The 23,950-nt window shown below is 62.9% G+C and carries 20 protein-coding genes and 2 pseudogenes; 7 read left to right on the top strand and 15 right to left on the bottom strand.

The features are described from left to right. Nucleotides 1-195: 195 nt before the first annotated feature. Nucleotides 196-351 (bottom strand): annotated as a pseudogene (locus ACODTZ_RS09190) (bifunctional diaminohydroxyphosphoribosylaminopyrimidine deaminase/5-amino-6-(5-phosphoribosylamino)uracil reductase RibD); the annotation flags it as partial. A gap of 656 nt (nt 352-1,007) precedes the next feature. On the opposite strand from ACODTZ_RS09190, the gene ACODTZ_RS09195 reads away from it, so the two are divergent. After that, a complete protein-coding gene (locus tag ACODTZ_RS09195) occupies nt 1,008-1,436 on the top strand; it encodes a YcbK family protein (RefSeq protein ID WP_209189597.1) in 429 nt (142 codons plus the stop codon). 22 nt (nt 1,437-1,458) lie between these two features. On the opposite strand, the gene murJ is transcribed toward ACODTZ_RS09195, so the two are convergent. From murJ to mutS, 4 genes are all read right to left on the bottom strand, one after another. Further along, nucleotides 1,459-3,042 carry a murein biosynthesis integral membrane protein MurJ gene (gene murJ, locus ACODTZ_RS09200; protein ID WP_489025272.1) on the bottom strand — a complete coding sequence of 528 codons (1,584 nt, stop codon included), beginning with the start codon at nt 3,040-3,042 and terminating at the stop codon, nt 1,459-1,461. Nucleotides 3,043-3,089: 47 nt separating this feature from the next. Next, a complete protein-coding gene (locus ACODTZ_RS09205) occupies nt 3,090-5,987 on the bottom strand; it encodes a [protein-PII] uridylyltransferase (RefSeq protein WP_413392441.1) in 2,898 nt (965 codons plus the stop codon). Between the two features lie 110 nt (nt 5,988-6,097). Beyond that, on the bottom strand, nt 6,098-6,373 hold the full coding sequence (locus ACODTZ_RS09210; protein WP_047507061.1) for a hypothetical protein: 276 nt from the start codon (nt 6,371-6,373) through the stop codon (nt 6,098-6,100). Nucleotides 6,374-6,377: 4 nt separating this feature from the next. Beyond that, nucleotides 6,378-9,098, bottom strand: coding sequence for a DNA mismatch repair protein MutS (gene mutS, locus ACODTZ_RS09215; RefSeq protein WP_489025274.1), 2,721 nt, complete (start codon nt 9,096-9,098; stop codon nt 6,378-6,380). Between the two features lie 304 nt (nt 9,099-9,402). Here mutS and ACODTZ_RS09220 point away from each other — a divergent pair, with 304 nt between their 5' ends. Then, the gene (locus ACODTZ_RS09220) at nt 9,403-11,685 is read left to right on the top strand and encodes an NADP-dependent malic enzyme (protein WP_489025276.1); all 2,283 of its coding nucleotides are present in this window, start codon (nt 9,403-9,405) and stop codon (nt 11,683-11,685) included. A gap of 44 nt (nt 11,686-11,729) precedes the next feature. On the opposite strand, the pseudogene ACODTZ_RS09225 reads toward ACODTZ_RS09220, so the two are convergent. The 6 genes and pseudogenes from ACODTZ_RS09225 to ACODTZ_RS09250 all read right to left on the bottom strand — a co-directional run. Continuing rightward, nucleotides 11,730-11,855, bottom strand: a pseudogene (locus ACODTZ_RS09225) (endonuclease domain-containing protein); the annotation flags it as partial. A 42-nt stretch (nt 11,856-11,897) separates the two neighbouring features. Next, entirely contained in the window at nt 11,898-12,773 is an 876-nt protein-coding gene (gene olsB / locus ACODTZ_RS09230) for a l-ornithine N(alpha)-acyltransferase (protein WP_047507068.1), read from the bottom strand. A 109-nt stretch (nt 12,774-12,882) separates the two neighbouring features. Beyond that, nucleotides 12,883-15,150 (bottom strand): hybrid sensor histidine kinase/response regulator, encoded by a 2,268-nt coding sequence (locus ACODTZ_RS09235; protein ID WP_489025278.1) that lies wholly within the window; start codon nt 15,148-15,150, stop codon nt 12,883-12,885. 55 nt (nt 15,151-15,205) lie between these two features. Next, nucleotides 15,206-15,709: a signal peptidase II gene (lspA, locus tag ACODTZ_RS09240; RefSeq protein ID WP_047507075.1), complete on the bottom strand. Its 504-nt coding sequence runs from the start codon at nt 15,707-15,709 to the stop codon at nt 15,206-15,208. Continuing rightward, nucleotides 15,706-16,566 carry a TrmH family RNA methyltransferase gene (locus ACODTZ_RS09245; RefSeq protein WP_489025280.1) on the bottom strand — a complete coding sequence of 287 codons (861 nt, stop codon included), beginning with the start codon at nt 16,564-16,566 and terminating at the stop codon, nt 15,706-15,708. The genes lspA and ACODTZ_RS09245 overlap by 4 nt, the downstream gene beginning before the upstream one ends. Continuing rightward, entirely contained in the window at nt 16,563-17,666 is a 1,104-nt protein-coding gene (locus ACODTZ_RS09250) for a class I SAM-dependent methyltransferase (protein ID WP_047507079.1), read from the bottom strand. The genes ACODTZ_RS09245 and ACODTZ_RS09250 overlap by 4 nt, the downstream gene beginning before the upstream one ends. Before the next feature lie 117 nt (nt 17,667-17,783). Between ACODTZ_RS09250 and ACODTZ_RS09255 the strand changes: the two genes are divergently transcribed. Together ACODTZ_RS09255 and ACODTZ_RS09260 are read left to right on the top strand one after the other, a co-directional pair. After that, entirely contained in the window at nt 17,784-18,236 is a 453-nt protein-coding gene (locus tag ACODTZ_RS09255; RefSeq protein ID WP_489025283.1) for an SRPBCC family protein, read from the top strand. A 41-nt stretch (nt 18,237-18,277) separates the two neighbouring features. Further along, nucleotides 18,278-18,715 (top strand): GNAT family N-acetyltransferase, encoded by a 438-nt coding sequence (locus ACODTZ_RS09260; RefSeq protein ID WP_112941016.1) that lies wholly within the window; start codon nt 18,278-18,280, stop codon nt 18,713-18,715. Nucleotides 18,716-18,720: 5 nt separating this feature from the next. On the opposite strand, the gene ACODTZ_RS09265 is transcribed toward ACODTZ_RS09260, so the two are convergent. The 4 genes from ACODTZ_RS09265 to sppA all read right to left on the bottom strand — a co-directional run bounded on the left by ACODTZ_RS09265 (nt 18,721) and on the right by sppA (nt 21,528). Then, nucleotides 18,721-19,626, bottom strand: coding sequence for a S1C family serine protease (locus tag ACODTZ_RS09265; RefSeq protein ID WP_489025285.1), 906 nt, complete (start codon nt 19,624-19,626; stop codon nt 18,721-18,723). A 168-nt stretch (nt 19,627-19,794) separates the two neighbouring features. Next, nucleotides 19,795-20,127, bottom strand: coding sequence for a LapA family protein (locus tag ACODTZ_RS09270; protein ID WP_112941013.1), 333 nt, complete (start codon nt 20,125-20,127; stop codon nt 19,795-19,797). A 121-nt stretch (nt 20,128-20,248) separates the two neighbouring features. Next, nucleotides 20,249-20,548, bottom strand: coding sequence for an integration host factor subunit beta (locus ACODTZ_RS09275; RefSeq protein WP_018898213.1), 300 nt, complete (start codon nt 20,546-20,548; stop codon nt 20,249-20,251). 29 nt (nt 20,549-20,577) lie between these two features. Further along, on the bottom strand, nt 20,578-21,528 hold the full coding sequence (gene sppA, locus ACODTZ_RS09280; RefSeq protein WP_489025287.1) for a signal peptide peptidase SppA: 951 nt from the start codon (nt 21,526-21,528) through the stop codon (nt 20,578-20,580). A gap of 210 nt (nt 21,529-21,738) precedes the next feature. On the opposite strand from sppA, the gene lptC reads away from it, so the two are divergent. The 3 genes from lptC to lptB are packed head-to-tail and all read left to right on the top strand — an operon-like array spanning nt 21,739 to nt 23,853. Beyond that, nucleotides 21,739-22,404: an LPS export ABC transporter periplasmic protein LptC gene (gene lptC, locus ACODTZ_RS09285; protein ID WP_047507087.1), complete on the top strand. Its 666-nt coding sequence runs from the start codon at nt 21,739-21,741 to the stop codon at nt 22,402-22,404. Between the two features lie 11 nt (nt 22,405-22,415). Beyond that, a complete protein-coding gene (locus tag ACODTZ_RS09290) occupies nt 22,416-23,033 on the top strand; it encodes an LptA/OstA family protein (RefSeq protein ID WP_112981929.1) in 618 nt (205 codons plus the stop codon). Between the two features lie 37 nt (nt 23,034-23,070). Next, nucleotides 23,071-23,853 carry an LPS export ABC transporter ATP-binding protein gene (gene lptB, locus ACODTZ_RS09295; protein WP_047507090.1) on the top strand — a complete coding sequence of 261 codons (783 nt, stop codon included), beginning with the start codon at nt 23,071-23,073 and terminating at the stop codon, nt 23,851-23,853. Nucleotides 23,854-23,950 lie beyond the last annotated feature (97 nt).

Below are 23,950 nucleotides of genomic sequence, written 5' to 3' on the forward strand. Positions count from 1 at the left end.
CATGTCCTCGATTAGGCTTGTGGAGGGCCCCAGGGCCAACGGCCCATGTTGCTAACGTCGCGGCTTATGCACGTCGGATGGCTTGTGATCAAGGGGTTGTGGTGGATGAGATCGGAGGTGTTGCGGCTGGGATCCGGAAATCGTGGATGGCGGTGTTGGGCGGCAGCTGCGAACGTGATTGTTGTGCTGTGTGATACCCCCCTCTGCCCTGCCGGGCATCTCCCCCACAGGTGGGGAGATTGGCTGGGCGCGGCCGCTCGCTCTACCTTCATTGGGTGATTGGGGAGCAAGCCACTTGCCGATCTCCCCCCTTGTGGGGGAGATGCCCGGCAGGGCAGAGGGGGGTATTCCACGGCAAAACCTCTCGATCACCACACCCCAATCCACGACACACCAAAACCCCACGCCGCCCGAAAGCCCGTGTTTCCACCATGCAACTTCACTCGGACGGGGCGCCGGAAATCACCTCGATTGAGTAAGTAAAATATGGCGCTTCCCAGCGCCCCGTTCGGCGGTTTTTGTCCGCGACTTCGATCTCTCTGCCTTTCCGCCCAACTTCGCGGCGGAACCATGTGTGCCTCACAGGCACGTCCGGGCTCAACTCGGCACCCTCTTGCGAGAGATACCGCCGTCACCGGAGGGAGATCATTTTCCCCGGACCCGGGTCATGAGGTTTTGCGTCTCACCCTCACGCTCCGCGCCGATCCCGTCTCGCCGGCACGCCTGCCGGTGTATCCGATGACGGGACGCCGACAGTGTAGGGCGGGGTTTTCGAGGCGGGGAAAATCGGCGGGCGATTTTTTGTGAACATGCTCCGCCGATCTCGCGAAAAGGGCATTTCATACTTCATTTTAGGTATCTTGAATGTAGCAATTCGACGTAAAATAAGGCATTCACCTGATATACTAGGTAGGAGTTTCCTTAAATTGGCCATTTTTGAGGAGAGTTTTTCCGCCCGCAAACGCGAGCGCCGTTCTTTGCGGCGCTCCCAACTGGGGGACGACATGATGCATCCTGCATTCTCAATCGCACTCGCCGGCTTGTTCAGCCTCTCCAGCCTCAATGGCGCCACGGCCCAGAATGTTCGAAAACTCTCGATCGGGCCGCTGAAGAAAAATGAAACGCTTGCCTACAGCCTGCAGACCGTCAGCGTCCGCGCCGGCTGCTTTCCGCCGAAACTGAGGGGTATCCTCACCTATATCGCCGACAAGACGGGCCGCCGGCCGCTGGTCACCTCGGGGCTGAGGGCGCATTCCGGCCGCTCGCATTCGCAGCATCGCAATTGCGCCGCCGCCGATATCCGCGTGCCAGGCGTGTCCGACAAGACGATTATCGCCATCGCCGCGCAGGCGCCGGGCATCGGTGGCATCGGCCGCTATTGCAACGGCATCATCCATGTCGATGTCGGCCCGAAGCGCCGCTGGACGCACTGTTAGAACTGCGCCAGCCGGGGGCGGCTCAGCCGTCGGTCTTGGTAACCGCCGGCTTGCGGTTGAGGTTGCGGCGGATCATGCCGAGGTTCGCGCCGCCGATCAAAAACGCGGTGGCGAAATAGACGACCATCGAAATGCCGATCAGCATGCCGAGCGTGCCGACCTTGGTGGCGAGCGAAGCGCTGGAGGCGAGCCACGGCTCCCAGCGGTGCTGGAGATACATGATGACGGCGCCCATGACGGCGGCGGAAACGACGAGCAGCGCCGTGCGCCGCGCGAGCGCCCATTCCCATGTCAGATGCCCGCGTCTCAAGAGCGTGGAGAAGAGAAGAACCGTGCTGATCCATCCGGCCGTGGCTTCCGCGACCGCGATCCCAGGCGCGCCGAGATAGGGAAACAGCGTCAGTGCGGTGGCGCAATTGACGCCGACGGCGACGGCTGAGAAGCGCATCGGTGTCTTGGTGTCCTCGCGGGCGTAAAAGCCCGGCTGCAGCGCCTTGATCAGCACGAAGGCCGGCAGGCCGATACCATAGATCGCCAGGATCGAGCCGACGATCATGGTGTTTTCCTGGTGGAACGCGCCGCGCTCGTAAAGCACGCGGATGATCTCGTCGGAGAGGATCCACAGCGCGAAGGCGGCGGGGATCGTCAGAAACATCACGAACTCGATCGAGCGGTTCTGCAGGTTGCCCGCCTCGCGCAGGTTCCCACCCTTCAGCGCCCGCGAAAGCTCCGGCAGAAGCACGACGCCGACGGCGACGCCGACCACGCCGAGCGGCAGCTGGTAGATGCGGTCGGCATATTGCAGGGCGGCGATCGCACCCTCCTTGCTGGAGGCGATCGCCTGGCCGATCATCTGGTTGATCTGCGTGATACCGCCGGTCACGGCGGCGGGGATGGCAAGGATCAGCAACCGCTTGACGTTGGGCGTGATCTTCGGAAAGCGGATCCCGATACTCATGCCCGCATGCAGCACGCCGAAATAGACGACGGCGAGCTGCAAAACGCCCGCCACCAGCACGCCCCAGGAGAGATACCAGGCGGTCTGCAGCGGTTCGGCGCCGGTGTAGAGCGCGTAGAAGAGCGCGCCGATCATCACGACGTTAAGGAAGACGGGCGCCACGGCGGCGGCGAAGAAGTGATGCAGCGAATTGAGCATCCCGCTCATCATCGCCGTCAGCGACATGCACATCAGATAGGGAAACATCACCGCCGCCATGCGCACGGTGATCGAGAATTTTTCGGGATCGTCGGTAAAGCCCGGCGCGATGATGAAGCGCACCAGAAGCGGCATCGAGAGCTCCATCACGATGGTGATGAGAAGCAGCACCGAGAAGAGAACGCCGAACACCTCTTCCGAAAAACGCTTGGCTCCGTCGGTGCCGTTCGCCTCGATCTCCTTGGCGAAGAGTGGCACGAAGGCGGCGTTGAACGCGCCTTCGGCAAACAGTCGGCGAAACAGGTTCGGAAAGCGGAAAGCCGCGTAGAACACGTCGGCCATCGGCCCGGTGCCGAGCGCTGCCGCCATCAGCGTTTCGCGGGCGAAGCCGAACAACCGGCTGCCCAGCGTGGCACCGCCGACGGTGGCGAATTTCTTGACGAGGCTCATGCGGACGCTCTCATGACGGTTGTTTCAGGCGGACCGGCCGGATCGGCTCAATCCGCCGTCTCCTGGGTGGGGCCGGGGGTGCGTGGTGTGGCCGCCGGCGCGATCATGCCCGACGGCATGCGCTCACGCAGCTCGTCCTGTTCCTCGGCGATCACGGCCTTCATCCGGGCGGTGATGTTGGAGCGCTTGCTGTCGCCCGATATCTTCTGGCCGACGAGATCGGTGACGTAGAAGGTGTCGATCACCTTCTCGCCGAAGGTGGTGATCCGCGCCGACTGGATGTCGAGCGAGAGGTCCGACAGAACGGCGGTCACCTCGGACAACAGGCCCGGACGGTCAAGGCACTCGACCTCGATGACGGTGAACTTGTTCGACAGGCTGTTGGAGATATGCACCGACGGCGGAATGAAGAAGGCCTTGCTCTTCTTGCGGTTCTTGGTGCGGGTCGCGATCACCTCGGGCAGCCGCTTGCGGCCGGAAAGCACGTCCTCGATCATCCGCCCGATCGTGCCGGCGCGGCGAAGCTCGTCGGCATCGTCCTTGAACTCGCGGCTGACATGGATGGTGTCGAGCGCCCGGCCATCGGAGGTCGTGAAGATCTGCGCATCGACGATATTGGCGCCGGCCGCAGCACAGGCGCCGGCGATGACGGCGAGCAGGCGCGGGTGGTCGGGCGAGAGCACGGTGATCTCGGTGATGGCGTGGAAGCTGTCGGTGCGCACCATCGTCGCCAGCGCCTGGCCGGCCTTGTCGGCCTGGCGGATGAAGCCGGCATGGCGCACCTGGTCTTCCAGCGGCACCGAAAGCAGGTAGGGCTGGTAGTGCAGCTTGCTGTAGATCTTGCGGTCCTTCTGGCTCCAGTCGGCAAGCGCGTTGAACAGCGCCTCGGCGGCAACGGCAGCGCGCTCCTTGCGCGACACCTCGGAGAAGCCGCCGGCAAGCAGAAGCTCGGTCTCGTAATAGAGCGTGCGCAGCAACTGGCCCTTCCAGCCGTTCCAGACGCCCGGGCCGACGGCGCGGATATCGCAGACCGTCAGGATCATCAGCATCTTCAGCCGCTCGAGCGACTGCATGCGGTCGGCGAAATCGGTGATCGTCTTGCGGTCGGTGAGGTCGCGCGTCTGCGCCACCATCGACATGGTCAGATGTTCCTCGATCAGCCAGACCACGGTGTCCGTCTGCTTGTGCGACAGGCCGAAGCGGGCGCAGAGCTTGCGGGCGACGCGGGCGCCGGCGATCGAGTGATCCTCCTGGCGGCCCTTGGCGACGTCGTGCAGCAGCACCGCCACATAGAGCGCCTCGCGATCCTCGATCCCGGGCATCATCTTGTTGGCGAGCGGGTGCAGCTCTTCGGCCTTGCCCTTGTCGATCTCCGAGAGCACGTCGACGCTGCGCAGCAGATGCTCATCGACGGTGTAGTGGTGATACATGTTGAACTGCATCATCGCGACGATCTTGCCGAACTCGGGAATGAAGCGGCCGAGCACGCCGGCCTCGTTCATGCGCCGCAGGATCAGCGCCGGATCGCGCTTCGAGGTCAGGATCGAGAGGAACAGCCGGTTGGCTTCCTCGCTCTCGCGCACGCTGTTGTCGATCAGGCTGAGCGAGCGCGTCACGCGCTTCAGCGCATCCGGATGGAATTCGAGCCCGTTGATATCGGCCACGTGGAAGAGGCGGATGATGTTGACCGGATCGCGCTTGAACACGTCGGGGCTGGCGAGCGCGATGCGGCCGCGATCCTCCATGAAGTCGGTGCTGCCGGCGATCTTGCGGGTGCGGTGGGTGAAGCGGCTGAACACGCCCGACAGCCCCGGCGTCGATTTCGCCTGCTGGTCCTCGAGTGCCGCGCAAAGGATACGCGTCAGGTCGCCGACGTCCTTGGCGACAAGGAAGTAGTGCTTCATGAAGCGCTCGACGGCCGAAAGGCCGGGGCGCGAATGATAGTCGAGTGCTGCCGCGATCTCGCGCTGGATGTCGAAGGAGAGCCGTTCCTCGGCCTTGTTGGTCAGGAAGTGCATGTGGCAGCGCACGGCCCAGAGGAAGTCGTCGGCCTTCTCGAACAGGCGATATTCGTGCTTGGAGAGAACGCCGAGCGCCACCAGTTCGGCGGTGTCGCGCACGTGGTAATAATATTTGGAGATCCAGAACAGCGTGTGCAGGTCGCGCAACCCGCCCTTGCCCTCTTTCACGTTCGGCTCGACGAGATAGCGCGTGTCGCCGGCCTTGCGGTGGCGCTCGTCGCGTTCTGCGAGCTTGGCGGCGATGAATTCCGGGCCGGTGCCGGTGACGATCTCCTTGTCGAAGCGGGCCTCGAGCTCCGTTTCGAGCGAACGAAGGCCGCAGATGTAGCGCATCTCCAGGATTGCCGTGCGGATCGTCATGTCGGACTTCGACAGCGCGATGCACTCTTCGACGGTGCGCGTGGCGTGGCCGACCTTGAAGCCCATGTCCCACAGCATGTAGAGGATGAACTCCACCGCCTTATGCGTCTCTTCCGCCGGCTTCGGCTGGAACAGAAAGAGCAGGTCGATATCCGAGCCCGGCGCCAGCGTGTCGCGGCCATAGCCGCCGACGGCGGTGACCGAGAACTTGTCCTTCTGCTTGGGAAAGACGTGGTCGGTGGAAAATTCGTAGAGAACCGTGATGATCTGGTCCTGCAGCCAGGAAATTCGTCGCGCGCATTTCAAGCCGCTGCCGTCGGCAGACAGCAGCTCGCGGGCCTTGTTGCGCCCATCCGTGCTGGCCTTCTTGAAGATAGCGAGCAGATCGGAGCGCATCGCGTCCGGCCGGTTCTTGTTGGCCTCCACCACGGCGTCGCACTGCTTGCGCAGATAGTCGGTGTCGAGAATGTCGGAGAAATCGATATCGTTCGTCGGCGCCATGCGCTGGGCGGCTTCCTGTTCGCGCGGCGCGGCCATCTGCTGCGCCTCTCGTTTCGTCTGCATGCGCTATAGCCTCTTTGCCCGCTGTTTGACACGGGCTTTCATACTGCAAGAACCTTTAATTTTGGCGAAAAGGTGATCGTTAGCCGAGACGGCCTGCTAGGCGGTCGCGCTTAAGCGGCGATCTGCTCGTTGACGGAATAGAGCACCTTGCGGTTTTCGCTGGCGATCTCTTCGAGCATCTCCCTGTCGCATTCGCGGTAGCCCGCCTTGGCGATGGATGCCGTCAGATCGGATATGCGCGAGCAGCAGGCGATGATCTGCAGCAGCCCGAAGGGCGAGGCCCAGCCGCGCGGATTGCCGTGTTCGTCAGCAAGACGAAGCGCCTCGATCGCCGTGAAGATATTGGCGAGCAGCTGCGTTTCGCGAAGCAGGCGGTCCATGAACATGCGCCTACCCCTGCTTCAGCTTCTTCTTGAGATCGTAGAGCGCGTCCAGCGCCTCGCGCGGCGTCATGTCGTCGAGGCTCATGTTCTTCAGCGCTTCGTCGACCTTCGAAGGCCCGCGGGCCACATCCTCGCGCCGCACCGCCACCTGGAAGAGCGGCAGGTCGTCGATCAGCTGGCTCGCCGGGTTCTTGCGGTCGGCGTCTTCGAGACGCGTCAGCACATCGCGGGCGCGGGCCACGACGGACGCTGGAAGCCCGGCAAGCCGCGCGACCTGGATACCGTAGGAGCGGTCGGCGGCACCAGGGCCGACTTCGTGCAGGAAGATCACGTCGCCGTCCCATTCCTTCACGCGCATCGTCGCGTTGGAAAGCCGCGCCAGCTTCTCCGACAGCACGGTCAGCTCGTGGAAGTGCGTGGCAAACAGCCCGCGGCAGCGGTTGGCCTCATGCAGATGCTCGACCGATGCCCAGGCGATAGACAGGCCGTCGAAGGTGGCGGTGCCGCGCCCGATCTCGTCCAAGATGACCAGCGAGCGGCTGGTCGCCTGGTTCAAGATCGCGGCGGTCTCCACCATTTCGACCATGAAGGTCGAGCGCCCGCGCGCCAGGTCGTCGGAGGCGCCGACGCGTGAAAACAGACGGTCGACGATGCCGATATGCGCCGACGTCGCCGGCACGAAGCAGCCCATCTGCGCGAGAATGGCGATCAGCGCGTTCTGGCGCAGGAAGGTCGACTTACCGCCCATGTTCGGGCCGGTCAGAAGCCAGATCGCGCCATCCTTGCCGTCTCCCTCGGGGGAGAGGTCGCAATTATTGGCAACGAAGGGGCCTGTCGACTGGCGGCGCAACGCCTGCTCGACAACGGGATGCCGCCCGCCCTCGATGGCGAACATGGTCGAACCATCGACCAGCGGCCGGCAATAGGCCTGCTCATCGGCCAGCAGCGCGAGGCCCGTGGCAACGTCGATGATCGCAAGCGCCCGCGCACCAGCCTTGATGGTTTCGGCCTCGGCAACGACCGCCGCGCTCATGCGGTCGAAGGCGGCAAGCTCGATCGACAGCGCCTGGTCGGCGGCATTGGCGATGCGGCTTTCGAGATCGGCAAGCTCTGTCGTGGTGAAACGCATGGCGTTCGCCATCGTCTGGCGATGGATGAACCGCGCCTTGGCCTCGGGCGTGTCGGTCATCGGCCCGGCATTGCCCGCCGTCACCTCGATGAAGTAGCCGAGCACGTTGTTGTGCTTGATCTTCAGCGACTTGATGCCGGTCTCGTCGGCATATTGCAGCTGCAGCCCGGCAATCACCCGGCGCGACTGGTCGCGCAGCGCGCGCACCTCGTCCAACTCTGCATTGGCCCCGTCGCGCAGGAAGCCACCGTCGCGCTTCAAAAGCGGCAGTTCGTCGCCGAGCGTTTCGCTGAGAAGTGCCGCCACCTGTTGCGGCAGGGCGATAAGGCCCGCCAGCGCATCGGCCAGTTCCTCGGGCAGCATCGCGGTTTCGAGCAGCCGCGCCACGTCGGTGGCGGCGTTCAGCCCCTGCCGGATCGCCGCCAGGTCGCGCGGACCGCCGCGCTCGAGCGCCAGACGTGACAGCGCACGCGGCATGTCGGGCACGTGTTTGAGGAGATCACGCAGGTCGCCCGAAAGCGAGGGCTCCTCGATCAGGAAGCCGATCGAATCCAGCCGCTCGTTGATCCGCACGGGATCGGTCAGCGGCGACATCAGGCGTTCGGCGAGCAACCGCGCGCCGCCGCCGGTCACGGTGCGGTCGATGGCTTTCAAGAGCGAGCCGTTGCGGTCGCCGGAAAGCGTGCGCGCAAGTTCGAGATTGGCGCGCGTCGCGGGGTCGATGAAGAGTGTCGAGGCAGCGCTTTCGCGCTCCGGCTTGCCGAGCGGCGGCCGTTCGGCGATCTGCGTCTTCTCGACATAGGCGACAGCCGCTGCCGCTGCCGCGAGTTCCGAGCGCGAGAAGGTGCCGAAGCCGTCGAGCGTCGAAACGCCGAAATAGCGCGCGATCCGCCCTTCCGCCGTGGCGCTGTCGAACAGCACGGAAGGCTGCGGCACGGCGGTGCGCCCCAGCACGTCGAACACCGGCTTCAATTCCGGATCGTGGAACATCGTATCCGGCACGATCAGCTCGCGCGGATCGATCCTCAGGATATCGGCAAGCAGCCGCGATGCCTCGGTCTCGGCCAGACGGAAAACGCCGGTGGAAATGTCGATCCAGGCAAGCGCCATCAACGGCTCGGAGGCGCCGCGAATGCGGGTCAGCGCCATCAGATAATTCGATTCCGAAGGCGAAAGCAGCTTTTCCTCAGTGATCGTTCCCGGCGTCACCAGGCGCACGACGTCGCGTTTGACGACCGACTTGCTGCCGCGCTTCTTGGCCTCCGCCGGGTCCTCGACCTGCTCGCAGACCGCCACGCGGAAACCGAGCCCGATCAGCTTCTGCAGATAATCGTCAGCCGCATGAACCGGCACGCCGCACATCGGGATATCCTGGCCCATGTGCTGGCCGCGCTTCGTCAGCGTGATCCCGAGCGCGCGCGAGGCGTCGAGCGCGTCTTCGAAGAACAGCTCGTAGAAATCGCCCATGCGGTAGAACAAAAGCGAATCCGGATTGTTCGCCTTGATCTCGATGAACTGCTCCATCATCGGCGTGGCCGAGGCGCGGCTCTCTTCCGTTGCAAGCTCGGCAGCCGAAAAGGCTTCGTGTCTCAAGGTCATTCGATCGTTCACGGAGTGGGCTTTTCCCTAAAAAACAGGGTGCCACCCTATCGAAGCGCGGCTATAGAAGACAACAGCTATCGGGAAATGGGAGCCGTTAGCCCACAGGAGGATTAAGGGAAGTATTCAACGAGCCGTAAGGTCAGGAACCCCTTGGAAGGGCGCCTGTCAGTTCCACCGGATATTTTAATCGATTGTAGCCGTACGGCTTTTTCGCAAGGCGTCGTGTCAGCCCCAAACAGCGTGTCTATAGAGGGTCGACTAGCGCAATCGAAGGCCGGTTGTCAGGAGATTTGGAGGAGATATGCCCGACATGAACAGCAAGCAGCGCCCCGCCAACGGCATTACCGACAAGGAAGCGCTCGACTTCCATTCGCAGGGAAAACCCGGCAAGCTCGAAGTCAATCCGACCAAGCCGATGGCCACGCAGCGGGATCTCTCGCTTGCCTATTCGCCGGGCGTCGCCGTTCCCGTCAAGGCCATCGCCGCCGATCCCGCCACCGCCTATGATTATACCTCGCGCGGCAACATGGTGGCGGTCATTTCCAACGGCACCGCCATCCTCGGCCTCGGCAATCTCGGCGCACTGGCGTCGAAGCCCGTCATGGAAGGCAAGTCCGTCCTCTTCAAGCGCTTCGCCGATGTCGACAGCATCGACCTCGAGGTCGATACGGAAAATGTCGACGAGTTCATCAACTGCGTCCGCTTTCTCGGCCCCTCCTTCGGCGGCATCAATCTGGAAGACATCAAGGCACCGGACTGTTTCATCATCGAGAGCCGCCTGCGCGAGCTGATGGATATCCCGGTCTTTCACGACGACCAGCACGGCACGGCGATCATCGCCGCCGCCGGTCTCATCAACGCGCTGGAGCTGACCGGCCGCGACCTGAAGACGACGAAGCTCGTCTGCAACGGCGCGGGTGCCGCCGCGATCGCCTGCGTCGAGCTCATCAAGGCCATGGGCTTCGCGCCCGAGAATATCGTGCTCTGCGACACCAAGGGCGTGATCTACCAGGGCCGCACCGAGGGCATGAACCAGTGGAAGTCGGCGCATGCGGTCAAGACCAAGGCGCGCACGCTGGAAGAAGCGATGAAGGGCGCCGACGTCGTCTTCGGCCTGTCGCAGAAGGGCGCCTTCTCCGAGGAGATGATCCTGTCGATGGCCGACCGTCCGATCATCTTCGCCATGGCCAATCCCGATCCCGAGATCACGCCGGAAGAGGTCGCGCGCATTCGCGACGACGCCATCATGGCGACCGGCCGTTCGGATTATCCGAACCAGGTCAACAACGTCCTGGGCTTCCCCTATATCTTCAGAGGCGCGCTCGATGTCCGCGCCACGACGATCAACGACGATATGAAGATCGCGGCCGTCCGGGCGCTGGCGAGCCTCGCCCGCGAGGACGTTCCCGACGATGTCGCCGCCGCCTATCAGGGCAACCGTCCGCGCTTCGGCCCGCAATACATCATTCCGGTGCCCTTCGATCCGCGCCTGATTTCGGCAATCCCCGTGGCCGTCGCCCAGGCTGCCATGGAAAGCGGCGTCGCCCGCAAGCCGATACCCGACATGGCCGCCTATGCCCGCGAACTGTCGGCGCGGCGCGATCTGATCGCCTCGACGCTGGCCAGCCTCTATGAGCGCGTCCGCCGCCATCCCAAGCGCGTTGTCTTTGCCGAGGCCGAGGAGGAGCAGGTCATGCGCGCCGCGCTCTCCTATGCCAACCAGCAGCTCGGCACCGCCATCCTGCTCGGCCGCGAGGATCTGATCCATGCGACGGCAGAGCGCGCCGGTATCGATCTCAACCGCCCCGGCCTGGAGATCGTCAACGCCCGTATCTCGACGCGGGTGGAAGCCTATATCGACTATCTCTACGCGCGCCTGCAGCGCAAAGGCTATCTCCACCGCGACGCCCAGCGCCTGATCCACAACGACCGCAACCACTTCGCGGCCTGCATGGTCGCGCTCGGCGATGCCGACGGCATGGTGACGGGGATCACCCGCAACTACTCGACTGCGCTCGAGGATGTTCGCCGCTGCATCGACGAGAAGCCCGGCCACCGGGTGATCGGCGTGTCGATCGCGCTCTGCCGCGGCCGCACCGTCTTCGTGGCCGACACCGCGGTCCACGACATGCCGTCCGCCGAGGAGCTTGCCGATATCGCGGTGGAGGCCGCCGGCTTCGCGCGCCGCATGGGCTACAATCCGCGCGTCGCCATGCTCGCCTACTCGACCTTCGGCCACCCCTCCGGCGAGCGTTCCGAGCGCGTCCGCGAAGCCGTCGCCATCCTCGACCGCCGCCATGTGGATTTCGAGTATGACGGCGAAATGGCGGCTGATGTGGCGCTGAACCGCAAGGCGATGGAGCAATACCCCTTCTGCCGCCTGTCCGGCCCCGCCAACGTGCTGGTCATGCCGGCGTTCCACTCGGCCTCGATCTCGACCAAGATGCTGCAGGAACTCGGCGGCTCCACCGTCATCGGCCCCATCCTCGTCGGAGTCGACAAGGCGGTACAGATCACCTCGATGGGGGCGAAGGACAGCGACATCGTGAACATGGCCGCGATTGCGGCTTATACGGGGTCGTGAGGTGATTATGGGGTGAGGTGGTTATGGGTGAGGGCGTGCCGTGTGGCCCCCTCATCTGGCTGCCGCCATCTTCTCCCCGCTGGGGAGAAGGGACTCGTGGCGGGCCGCTTGTTCCATCTTCCCTTCTCCCCAGCGGGGAGAAGGTGGCCCGAAGGGTCGGATGAGGGGGCTACACGGAAAACCGCTAAAGAAAGCTAATTACGCCACCGAAATCAGCTGGCAAACCGCCCGGCATCGGCACCGTAATAATTCACATACCGATCCGAAATGCTGGCGATCGGCAGAACGATCAGCACATCCGTCGTGTTGAACGACTTGTCGACCACTGCGGTGGAGCCGACCATGGCGCCGAGGCGCAGGTAGCCCTTGATCAGCGGCGGCAGGGCCATCAGCGCGCGCTTCGGATTGACGGCTTCGACCGGCATCAGGTCCATGTCGCGGGCGAGATGCGGCAGCGCATCGACAGCCCATTCGTCCTTGGCAGCGACGTTGTGGCGGAGGAACGAGAGTGCCAGCGCATGCTGTTCCGGGTGAATGCCGGGGAAGGAGGCGCAGCCGAACATCGCGCTCATGCCGTGCTTCAAGGCATAGGCCCAGTTTCCCTGCCAGAGAAGCTCGACGATGCGCTTGGTGCGGTAGTCCGGCAGCACGCAGGAGCGGCCGAGCTCCATGAAACGCTTATCCGGATGGCGCGCGATCAGCGTGTCGATGTCGAATTCGGAAGCCGAGTAAAAGCCGCCATTGGCCATCGCCACATCCTGCCGCAGCAGGCGGTAGGTGCCGACGATCTGGTCCTCGCTGTCGCCCTCGATCGAGCGATCGAGCACCAGAAGGTGGTCGCAAAAGTCGTCGTAGGCGTCGAAATCACGCTTGCGGCGCATCGCTTCCGCAGGCAGTTCGGCCTTCATCTCGTCCACGAAAACACGGTAGCGCACGGATTGCGCGGCATCGATTTCGCCAGGCGTACGGGCAAGGCGCGTCTCGAGATTGCCGATCCGGCCGAACACGTCGCTCTCGATCTGTTCGGCTTTCCGCGCAGGGGGAAGAGCCTCGACGAGGGTGTCACGGTTGCAGATATCTACGGACATGACGAATCTTTCATTGCCGGCTTTAGGACGCCATAAAACACTTATATGCGACAGCAAAGTGACATTTTAAACCCCCAGATACGCAAGAAACACATGGGTGGCTCTGGCGCTACAATGCCTCCGCGCGGCGTGCGGAGAGCGCGGCGACAGCCTGAACTTCCGTCAGCAGCCGTATGGGGTCTATGGGTTTCAGCATGACGCGGTTTGCCCCGTTCAGCAAGACTTGACGACGCGATTCATCGCGTTTGTCAGCAGTCAAAACGATGATCGGCACCGAGGGAACCTCAAGCCGGCGCTCATGGCCACGTAGCCGGCCAATCATTTCGATCCCGTCGCCGCCGGGCATGGAAAGATCGCTGATGACGATATCCGGCCGCACGCTGCCTTCCGCCAGCGCCGCATCGAGCAGCGCTTCGAAATGCTCGACATGCTGCACGCTATGGCCGGCTTTTTCGAGCATGGCGCGGATCAGCATGGCGTTGATCGGATCGTCCTCGGCAAGCACGATCTTCAGCCCGCTCTGGATGCCCGCCTCCGGGATGCCGGGGCTGAAGCCGGGCTGGTTGTCGTTCAGCGCATCGCGCTTTTCCATGCCGCGCATGCGACCGCGCAAGACGTCGATCAGCGATTGTTCGCGCAGCGGCCGGATCAGCCAGGCATCGAAGAGATCGAGCGAATGGGCGTTGCGCTCTTCCGGATTGACCAGGAAGATCTTGCGCAGGCCAAGGGCTGCGATATCCGTCCGGTCAGCCAAGTGTGCCGCGAATTCGGCCGACATGCGGTGGTCGACGATGATGTCGGTTGGACGCCGTCCGTTGGCCGCCATGTCGAGCAGGATCCAGCGCGCCGTCTCGCCATCCTCGACGAAGTGGCACTGGCCGCCGAGCGTGCGGATGGTCTCCGAAATCGCCATGCGCGCGGCACCGGCAGGTGCGAGCAGCACGACGAGATTGCCCGAGAGCAGCGTGTCGCGGCGGGCTGCGGGCTCTTCGTCTCCCTCGGTGCGGAAGCGGATGCAGAACTCGGTGCCGGTGCCCTTTTCGCTGGCGACGGTCAGCGCGCCGCCGAACTCGCGCATGATGCGCGCCGAGATGGCAAGGCCAAGGCCGGTGCCGTTGCTCTTCTCCACCATGGTGCCCGCCTGTTCGTATTCACCGAAGACACGCGCCTGCTCTTCTTCCGTCATGCCCGGCCCTGTGTCGGTGACGGTGATCGCAAGCTCGCCATCCTGCAGCGACACGCGAATGAACACGCCGCCGACCTGGGTGAATTTCACCGCATTGCCGATGACGTTGAACAAGACCTGGCGCAGGCGGGCCGCGTCGAAGTTCATGAGCTCGGGAACATCCGACGATACGGTCGAACCGATCTCGATGCCCTTCTCGTGGGCGCGGTGGGCGAGCATCTCGACAACGCTTTCAAGCAGCTTGCGCACTGATTCAGAGCGCGGCCGCAGCTGGAAGCGTCCGACCTCGATGGTCGAGAAATCGAGCAGGTCCTCGACCAGCTGGGTCAGCGCATGGCCGGACTGGCGGATGCCGGTGAGGTAATTGTCCTGCTCCTGCGTCATACGCGTCTCGGTCAAAAGATGCGTCATGCCGAGAATGCCCGAGAGCGGCGTGCGCAGCTCGTGGCTGACGGTCGCGAGCAGCCGCGATTTCGAGGCGCTGTTGAACTCTGCCTTCTGCCGCGCCTCTTCGCGCTCCTGCGCCGCGATCCGATCGGCCGTCACGTCGCGGGCGATGCTGTGCAGCAAGAGCTTCCCGTCCGAGGGGTTGCGGGTGACGACATCGCGCCAGAAGAAGATGCGCTGACCCTCGGGCGTCGACATCTCGACATCATAGCGATGCGGCTCCGTGCCGGGGCGAAAGGCGATGCCGATCTCCTCGCAGGTCTGCCCGATCGGGTTTAGCCGCCCGGTCAGCCGGCGGAACATGTCGTTTGCGGCAACGATCCGTCGATCCATCGTCCGGGTCACCGTGATGTCGCCGAGCGCGTCGTGGATGCTGGCAAACAGCGCGGCATCGCTTCCGCCGCGCGCGGTGTCGTCGCCGGCGCGGGCCTTGATGTGATGGCGGCGCGTCGAGAGAACGGCGAAGCAGACGATCGCGGCAAGAACCAGCCCGCCGCTGCCGATCGCGACCCAGAGCAGGCCGCCCATATAGCCGAGCGCGAGCAGGAGGATGGCGGAGAAAATGCCGGCGCCGCCGAGCCAGTAGGAGATCAGCTTGCGCGCGGAGGGGGTAACGACAGGGCTGTGTTCGGGGGTAGCGGGCGACATGTCAGCCGGGATCGCGGCCTGCTCATCTTGAGGATGAGCGGCAGGCGCGCCGAAGGCAGCGGCAAGCTTCTCGTGTAACTGACCCAGTCCGACCATAGGTTCAAATTAGCACGCCGGCTGTTCCAAATGCCTTCAGTAAACCGCTAAGATTTTACTTATCGGCGGTCTTGGGTTGCAATAGCTCGTCCAAAATCACGCATCCCGCGCCGATGGTGATGAAACTATCGGCCAAGTTGAAAACCGCGAACGACCATGTCTCGGTATAGAACAGGATGTAATCGATCACGTGTCCATAAAGGAAACGGTCGAGCAGATTGCCCAGCGCGCCCGATATGATCAGTGCGTAGCCGAGATGGGCGAAGGTGCGCTGCTTGCCCGTGCGATGCCAGAGCCAGAGCACGAAGGCCACGATGATCAGCCGCATGCCGACGATGAACCACCCGTCCATGCCTGAGAGCATCGAGAAGGCGACGCCGAGATTATAGGTGCGGTAGAGCGCCAGCATCGGGATGACGTGCACGGCCTCCTGCAAAGGCAGCGTATGATCGACCACGATCTTGATGATCTGGTCGAGCACCACGGCAAGAACGACGAAGATCAGGATCGGCAACGGGCGCGAAAACAGCGTCGGGCGGTCTAGCGTCTGATCGGTCATTTGGCCTCGGTGAGTGAGAGAAGGTGGCGGCGTGCCTCGAACATCATGACGGCGCTGGCGACCGCCAGATTGAGCGAGTCGGCCAAGCCCTGCTGCGGAATGCGGGCAAGCGCATCGGCTTCGCGCGCAAGCTGCTCCGGCAGGCCGGATTGCTCGTTGCCCATCAGGATGACGATCGGCTTCGTCTTGTAGTCGATCGTGCGATAGTCGACGGAGCCGGCCAGATGCGTGGCGACCAGCGAAACGCCGGCCTGCTTCTTCCAGGCGATGAATTCCTCCGGCGTTGCGCGCGACACAGGCATGGCGAAGACCGAGCCCATCGTGGCGCGTACGGTTTCGAGCGAGAACGGGTCCGTGGTCTCGCCGACAAGGATGACGCCGGAAGCGCCGGCCGCATCGGCGGTGCGGATGATCGTGCCGAGATTGCCGGGATCGCGAACCCGGTCGAGCGCGATCCACGTCTCGCCCTTGGTCGGGCGAATGTCGCGCAGCGGCTTCCAGCGGTTTTCGAACACGCCGACCACCATCTGCGGGTTATCGCGGCGGGTGATCGAGGAGAGAACCTTTTCGCTGACCTCAAGCACCAGCCCGCCGGAGGCGACGGTCTTCGCCGCCATCTGCTCGACCAGCGGCTTGCCCTTGGCGGCCTTGGCGTAAACCAGCGTGCGGATGGTCCAGCCAAGCTCGATCGCGTCGATCACGAGCTTCAAGCCCTCGGCCATGAAGGTGCCGCTCTGTTCGCGGGTCTTCTTGTCGCTGAGCGCCTTGATGTCCTTGATGATGGGATTGGCAAGCGAGGTGACTTCCTTCACCTGGCCGACCCTGCGCGGACCGTTGTCGCGGTGTTCGTGGCTCATTTCGGCACCCAGCGGGAAAAGAGGGATGTGGAGAGCGCCCGGCCCGGCGTGTTGCCGTCCAGTCCGGCTTCGCGGATCACCAGCTCTCCGGATTCGACCACGCCGCCGGCCCCGCGCATCGTCTCGCGCATCAGCTCGTGGATGGAATAGAAGCTGGCGCGGATCGAATAGGCCGTCAGCACGAGGCCGACAGCCTTGGGCGACAGGATCTCGCGGCAGATGTCGAGCATCACGGGCAGGTGCTCGAACAGATGCCAGACTTCGCCATTCGGGCCGCGGCCGAACTTCGGCGGATCGGTCAGAATGATGTCGTATGTGTTGCCGCGGCGTTCCTCGCGCAGGATGAACTTCATCGCGTCTTCGCAGATCCAGCGGATCGGTGCTTTTTCAAGCCCGCTCATCGCCTGGTTCTCGCGCGCCCAGCCGATCGCCTTCTTGGAGGCATCGACATGCGTGACCTCGGCGCCGGCGGCAGCCGCCACCAGCGAGGCAACGCCGGTGTAACCGAAGAGGTTCAGCACCTTCAGCGGCCGGCCGGCGGCTTCGACCTGCTGTTTCATCCACGTCCAGTGAACGATCTGCTCGGGAAACACGCCGACATGGCGAAACGAGGTGAAGCGGCCGAGAAAATCGACGCCGAGAAGGTTGAGCGGCCAGGTCTCGCCCAGCGCTTCCTTGGGAAAACGCCAGCGGCCGGTGCCTTCTTCGTCGGTATCGCCGGTAAAGGCCGCATCGACCTTGTCCCAGACATGTTTGGGCAGCGATGGCTTCCACAGCGCCTGTCCTTCCGGGCGAATGATCCGGTAAGGGCCGTATTGCTCGAGCTTTTCCCCATTGCCGCTATCGATCAGGTGGAAATCGCCGGCGCCGAGGGATTCGAGAATGATCGGAACGCGCTCGGGCGGGCGCTCGCCGGTGCGCTCCATCAATGGGCGCTCCAGTGCCGCAGGCGCGGAGGCGGGCTCGCGCGCGGCCTGTTGCGGCGCTGCGGGTCTGTTCGCGGGCTTCGGCGGGCGGCTGTTGCCGCGCTCGTCGCCGCGTCGTCCACTGGCGGGGCCGGTGCCGGATTTCTGGCCCGGCCGGCGTTCTTTTTGTCTCAACGTGGTGTTCCGCGTGCTGAATTTGATAGAGCCCGTGCAAATAGCATCCCATTTTCACCTTGGCAAAGCGCTTTCCCGCCGCGATATGTTCGACAAGGTGAAAATGGGAGGATTGTGATGGACTTCGTCGGACAAGAGCGGATTACCGCGCCGCGCGACGTCGTGTGGGCCGGCCTCAACGATCCCGATATCCTCAAGGGATGCATACCCGGCTGCCAATCGCTGGAGTTTACGGGTCCCAACGAACTCGTCGCCACGATCAGGGTCAAGATCGGCATGGTGCCGCTCACCTTCACCGGCGAAATCCGCGTCTCCAACATCGATGCGCCCTTGAGCTACACGCTGTCTGCCGAAGGCAAGGGCAGCATCGCCGGCTTCGCCAGGGGATCGGCCGATGTGACGCTCGAGGACGACGGCGGCGAAACCATCCTGCATTATCGCGCCGGCGCCGATGTCGGCGGCAGGATCGCCCAGCTTGGCGCCAAACTCATCGATTCCTCGTCGCAGAAGCTCGCACAGCGGTTCTTTTCCGACTTCAACGCGGCGGTCAGCGCCAAGGCAGCCGAATAAGGTAATTGGCAGCCCATCCCGTCTCCGCTACATCCATAGCCATGCAGTGGACCATCCGATCGCCAGAAAAGGCCGACCTGGAAGAACTCGCGGATATCTATCTCGCGGTGCGTCGGGATACCTTCACCTGGGTCGACCCGCAGGTTTTCCGCCACGAGGATTTTCACGCGCATACGCAGGGCGAACTTCTGTGGCTCGCAGAAATGCCGGATGGCGAGATCGCGGGCTTCATGACGCTGTGGTCGCCCGATGACTTCATCCACATGCTCTACATCAGGAAACAGTATCGCGGCCTCGGCATCGGCCAGGCTCTCCTGAAAGCGCTGCCCTACTGGCCGGACAAGACTTACCGGCTGAAGTGCCTCGATCGCAACGAGCACGCCAAGGCCTTCTATCGCGCCCGGGGGTTCGTGGTGACAGGCAAGGGCTCATCGCGTGAAGGCGAATATGAAGAGATGACCTTCTTCCCCGAGCGCTGATCGCCTCACTGCATCTGCGGCTTGCGCAGGAAGCTGTTGCGATCGGCCGAGTGCACGCGCAGCCAGGCCTCGCGGCCGTCTCGGAGGATACGCATGGGGATCTCGGCGCCGGCGGGGCCGCTGCTCCAGATCTTGCGGTAGAAATCTGCCAACCCATCGACCTCGCCATCACGGATTTCCGAGATGACGTCACCACGCTTGAGGCCGGCCTGATCCGCGGGGCTGCCTTCCGCGACGCTCATGACGATCACGTCGCCATTGCTTTCGGCGGAAAACGCGCCAAGCCATGGGCGCGCCGGCTTGTTGACCTGTCCGCGCGTGGTCAGGTCGTCGAGGATCGGTGTCAGCAAATTGATCGGAACGATCATGTTGATGTCGGCCACCTCGCCACCCTGGCTCATCTGCAGTCGCAGCGAACCGATTCCGATGAGCTTGCCGTCGCCATCGACCAGTGCCGCTCCGCCCCAGGAGGGGTGTGCGGGCGTGGTGAAGATCGCCTCGTCGAGCAGATATTCCCAGTAACCGGCGAATTCCTGCTTGGCGACGATCTTGGCATCGACGAACTCGCCGATCCCGTCGATCAGCGTCACCGATTGCCCAAGCTCGGCCAAGGTGGCGTCGCCGAATTCCAGCGCCGGCAGGTTGAGGGGGCCAAGCGCCTGCAACAGGCCAAAGCCCGTTTCCTGATCGTAACCGAGCGGATGCGCCGCGACCACCCGTCCGTCATGGGCGGTGAGCCACACTTCCTCGGCCTCGGTGATCAGATAGCCGATCGTCAGCACCAGGCCGCTATCCTTGATGACCACGCCGCTGCCCTCGCGCCGGGTGCCGAGCGTATCGGCGGTATAGGCGTCATCGGGAATGATGCCGCGGACGGCGACGACCGATTTCAGGATCTGATCTGTGTTCATGGTTTCATCCTCATGAAGCGACGCGCTGAGGCAGTGAAACTGCTTTGGGAGAAGGGCGCAGCGGGTTCTTTGGACATAGCTATGAAGACAGATGGCGCGGTGCAAGGGCTTGGCAAGCCGAAATCGCCGCGCGCGCTTATGTCAGGAAAGGCTGAAAAGCCTGAAATCTCACCGCGACGGCAACTGTCCGGCGATTTCTTCCGAGCGTGCCTTGTGGCGGTCGGCTTCACTCTGCCAGCGGACGGCTTCCTTGGCTTCGCTGCGGGCGCGCTTGCGATGCTTGCCCTGGTTCATCCAGGTCACCGCCGAGCCCGCGAACATGCCGATGATGAGCGCGATGAAGAGGAAGACGAAGAACGGAGCCGAAAGCGACAGCACCTGGTCTTCGGGCCGGAACGGATTGAACGCCAGCGTCACGCTCTGGCGGTTGGCCACGCAAAAAATGATCAGGATGATGCCGAGCGGCAGCAAGATCAGGAGGTTGATAATCTTCTTCGCCATCGCAGGCCTCCACATGCTCACGCACGCTCATGGTAAGCGGCGCGTTCTTTCAGCCACAGGATAGAAAAGACCTCGTGAAGTTCAAGTGCGGTTTCGCCGCAGCCGGACCTATAGGCGGCGATCAGTCGTCCTGATCGGCCTGTCCCGGGTTCAGCCGCTCGCGCAGCTCCTTGCCGGTCTTGAAGAAGGGTACCCACTTCTCCTCGACGAACACGGTGTCGCCGGTGCGCGGGTTGCGGCCCGAGCGCGATGGACGGTTCTTGACGGAAAAGGCGCCGAAACCGCGCAGCTCGACGCGGTTGCCCGCCGCCAGCGCATCGGTGATCTCGTCGAGAACCGCGTTCACGATATTTTCCACATCGCGATGGTAAAGATGCGGGTTGCGAGCCGCAACTATCTGCACCAGCTCGGACTTGATCACGGTGGCCCCCTTAAATTATTGATTTCTTATCAATCATGGCCAACCTGCCAAACTGAAACGAGCCCGTCAAGAAGCAACTTCTGCGGCAGAATTCCCGTGAGGTCCTGGCTTCTGGCGAGATCGCCGTAACCGAGAAGCGTGAGGATCTGCGAGGCCGCGCCTGCGAGAAGGAACGGCGTGCTGCTCTTCTTGTTCCAATCGATCTCCGGCAGGTCCTTGCTGACGTTCTTGGTGGCGAGATAGGCGCGGATTTCGTCGTCGCCGCCGAGCTGGTCGATGAGCTTCATCTTCAGCGCCTGGCGCCCGGTAAAGATGGTGCCGTCGGCAAGCTTCAGCACGTCCTCGCGCGGCAGCTTGCGGCGATCGGCCACCAGATCGACGAACCAGGCATAGCTGTCGATGATCATGTTGTTGATCATCGCCTTGGCTTCTTCGCTGGCCGGATGGAAGGGCGAGGGCTCCGCCTTCAGCGGCGAGGATTTGATCTCTTCCATGGAGACGCCGATCTTGTCGAGCAGCGGTTTCACCTGCGGATACTGGAAGATCACCCCGATCGAGCCGGTGATCGAGCTGTCGCCGGCGATGATCGTATCGCCTGCTGTCGCGATCATGTAGCCGGCGGAGGCCGCAAGCGTGCGGACATCGGAGACCACGGGCTTCTTGGCGGCGATCGCCCGGATCGCCTTGAAGATCCGCTCGCCGCCATAGGTCGTGCCGCCAGGCGAGGAAATGGAGACGACCAGCGCCTTCACCGCGTCTTCGTCCTTGATCTTGGCAAGCCGCTCAAGCAATTCGCTGTCGTCGGTGATCAGTCCGGAGATCGTCACATGTGCGACATGAGGACGCCGGTTTGCATTGTCGGCGAAGACGAAGCCGTAGAAAGCAAGCGCCAGCGCGAGAAGAAGCAGTACCGCCACGACGCGCCAGAATCCGACCTTGCGGCGCAGCCTGCGGCGATCTGCGATCATGGAGCTGTCCATTTATTCCTCCGGTCGGCAAGTCTGACGCAACTCTTCTTACGTAGAGTGCATAGATATGCGTTAACGCTGTGTCGATTGGTTTTGCGGTTTTCTTGCTTGTTGCAGAAAAAAATCCATATTGGCAAGTCAGTGTAATAATGCGAAATGAACTGTGATCGGGCGAAAGCGCTCCCTATATACGCCGTCCTATCATCGACACGGACCGAATGAATGCTCAACACCTTGGATAATGGCGGACAGGCTGCCTATGCGAAGCCCGCGCAAAGTGCCTATGGCGCCGCGCGGTTTCACTCCGCCCGCGTTCGCCGGCTGAAGGTTCTGCTGCCGGTCGCCGCCGTGATCGTGTCGCTCGCCTTTATCGGCGTGTCGGTCATCCGCACCTATCTGCCCGAGAACATCAAGATCGAAGGCGCCAGGATCGAAAACGGCAAGGTCGTGATGCTGAAGCCGGCGATCGCTGGCCGCAACGCCTCCGGTATCAACTATTCGATGCTCGCCGAACGGGCGCTGCAGGACATCAAGAACCCGAACCTGATCTCGCTCGAGACGGTCAAGGCAGTGGTTCCGGTCAAGGACGATGTGGTCGCCCGCGTCGAGGCGACGACCGCCGATTATGATCGCGCGACCGACAATCTGAACATCACGTCACCCTTCGTCATCAACATGAGCGACGGCCTGACCGCCAAATTCCAGACCGCGCAGGTCGATGTGAAAGGCGGAAAGCTTACAACCAGCGACCCTGTCGACATCAAAAAAGATGGCGCATCGGTTGTTGCGCGCTCGCTCAAGATGACAGATAAGGGACGGACGATCACATTCGAGGGGAACGTTCGAATGAATGTGAACCCCACCGCTATCCGCAAACAGGGCACTTAACCCGGGTCACCATGGCAAAAGATTGTCGCATTTCTACCCGCAAGGCGGGCGCAGTATTCACGAACGGTGCGCTTGCACTCCTGCTGTTGGCCGGAGCCGCGATGGCGCAGGCGACGACCAGCCAGATGAGCGGACTGAAGCTCAACAAGGATCAGCCGATCCAGATTGAAAGCGACAAGCTTGAGATCCACGATCAGGATCACACCGCCGACTTCACCGGCAACGTCAAGGTCGTTCAGGGAACGACCACGCTGCAGGCCGGCCACATGACCGTCTTCTACAAGGCAAAGGGTGCTGCCGATGGTGCCGCGCCTGCGACCAAGGCGTCGGAAACCACGACGCCGGCATCCTCGATGTCGTCGGGCAACACTGACATCGACCACATCATCGTGACGAACAAGGTGTACCTCACCTCGGGCACGCAGACCGCGACCGCCGATAACGGTTCGTTCGACATGGCAAAGCAGCTCTTCATCCTGAAGGGCGACAAGGTCGTTCTGACCGACGGCGGCAATGTCTTTACCGGCTGCCAGCTGACGGTGCACATGGAAACGGGTCAGGCACAGTTGGACAGCTGCGGGGGCCGCGTCCAGATCCAGCTCGATCCGCAATCCCAGAAAAAGAACTGACCCCGGCTGCCACGTGAAATTATTCTCGCTATCGAATATGTTCGGCAAGACCGGGCAACAGGCCGCCGCAGATGGCGCCGTTGACAAGAGCCGCTATCAGGGAACCCTGATCGCGCGCGGTCTGACGAAGACGTACAGCACCCGCCGCGTCGTCAACGGCGTGTCGCTGGTCGTGCGTCGTGGCGAGGCCGTCGGCCTGCTCGGCCCGAACGGCGCCGGCAAGACGACCTGTTTCTACATGATCACCGGCCTTGTCCCTGTCGACGAAGGCACGATCGAGATCGACGGCAACGATGTGACGTCGATGCCGATGTATCGCCGCTCGCGCCTCGGCGTCGGCTATCTGCCGCAGGAAGCCTCGATCTTTCGCGGGCTGACGGTCGAGGAGAATATCCGCGCCGTTCTCGAAGTGCATGTGAAGGACAAGGCGGCGCGCGAAAAGAAGCTCGACGAGCTGCTCGACGAATTCCACATTCGCAAGCTGCGCAAGAGTGCCGCGGTCTCCCTGTCCGGCGGTGAGCGCCGCCGCCTGGAAATCGCCCGCGCACTGGCGACAGACCCGACCTTCATGCTGCTCGACGAACCCTTCGCGGGCGTCGATCCGATCTCGGTCTCCGACATCCAGAACCTCGTCCATCACCTGACGGCGCGTGGCATCGGTGTCTTGATCACCGACCACAATGTGCGCGAGACGCTCGGGCTGATCGACCGCGCCTATATTATCCATGCGGGCGAAGTATTGACGCATGGCCGGGCAAACGACATTGTTAACAATGCCGAAGTCCGCAGGCTTTATCTCGGCGACAACTTCAGCCTCTGATTGCTTATCTTTTTTGATCGTGAGCCCCTTTAATCATGGGGCTCCCGCAGCGGAAATTCACCTTCCCGCATAGTTCCGCTTGACCAAATAGAATAAA

The organism is Rhizobium sp. FG113, assembly GCF_057809895.1.

Coding starts and splice junctions, on each gene's coding strand:
- ACODTZ_RS09195 (WP_209189597.1), top strand. CDS start 1,008: ATGCATCCTGCATTCTCAATCGCACTCGCCGGCTTGTTCAGCCTCTCC.
- murJ (WP_489025272.1), bottom strand. CDS start 3,042: ATGAGCCTCGTCAAGAAATTCGCCACCGTCGGCGGTGCCACGCTGGGC.
- ACODTZ_RS09205 (WP_413392441.1), bottom strand. CDS start 5,987: ATGCAGACGAAACGAGAGGCGCAGCAGATGGCCGCGCCGCGCGAACAG.
- ACODTZ_RS09210 (WP_047507061.1), bottom strand. CDS start 6,373: ATGTTCATGGACCGCCTGCTTCGCGAAACGCAGCTGCTCGCCAATATC.
- mutS (WP_489025274.1), bottom strand. CDS start 9,098: ATGACCTTGAGACACGAAGCCTTTTCGGCTGCCGAGCTTGCAACGGAA.
- ACODTZ_RS09220 (WP_489025276.1), top strand. CDS start 9,403: ATGCCCGACATGAACAGCAAGCAGCGCCCCGCCAACGGCATTACCGAC.
- olsB (WP_047507068.1), bottom strand. CDS start 12,773: ATGTCCGTAGATATCTGCAACCGTGACACCCTCGTCGAGGCTCTTCCC.
- ACODTZ_RS09235 (WP_489025278.1), bottom strand. CDS start 15,150: ATGGTCGGACTGGGTCAGTTACACGAGAAGCTTGCCGCTGCCTTCGGC.
- lspA (WP_047507075.1), bottom strand. CDS start 15,709: ATGACCGATCAGACGCTAGACCGCCCGACGCTGTTTTCGCGCCCGTTG.
- ACODTZ_RS09245 (WP_489025280.1), bottom strand. CDS start 16,566: ATGAGCCACGAACACCGCGACAACGGTCCGCGCAGGGTCGGCCAGGTG.
- ACODTZ_RS09255 (WP_489025283.1), top strand. CDS start 17,784: ATGGACTTCGTCGGACAAGAGCGGATTACCGCGCCGCGCGACGTCGTG.
- ACODTZ_RS09260 (WP_112941016.1), top strand. CDS start 18,278: ATGCAGTGGACCATCCGATCGCCAGAAAAGGCCGACCTGGAAGAACTC.
- ACODTZ_RS09265 (WP_489025285.1), bottom strand. CDS start 19,626: ATGAACACAGATCAGATCCTGAAATCGGTCGTCGCCGTCCGCGGCATC.
- ACODTZ_RS09270 (WP_112941013.1), bottom strand. CDS start 20,127: ATGGCGAAGAAGATTATCAACCTCCTGATCTTGCTGCCGCTCGGCATC.
- sppA (WP_489025287.1), bottom strand. CDS start 21,528: ATGGACAGCTCCATGATCGCAGATCGCCGCAGGCTGCGCCGCAAGGTC.
- lptC (WP_047507087.1), top strand. CDS start 21,739: ATGCTCAACACCTTGGATAATGGCGGACAGGCTGCCTATGCGAAGCCC.
- ACODTZ_RS09290 (WP_112981929.1), top strand. CDS start 22,416: ATGGCAAAAGATTGTCGCATTTCTACCCGCAAGGCGGGCGCAGTATTC.
- lptB (WP_047507090.1), top strand. CDS start 23,071: ATGTTCGGCAAGACCGGGCAACAGGCCGCCGCAGATGGCGCCGTTGAC.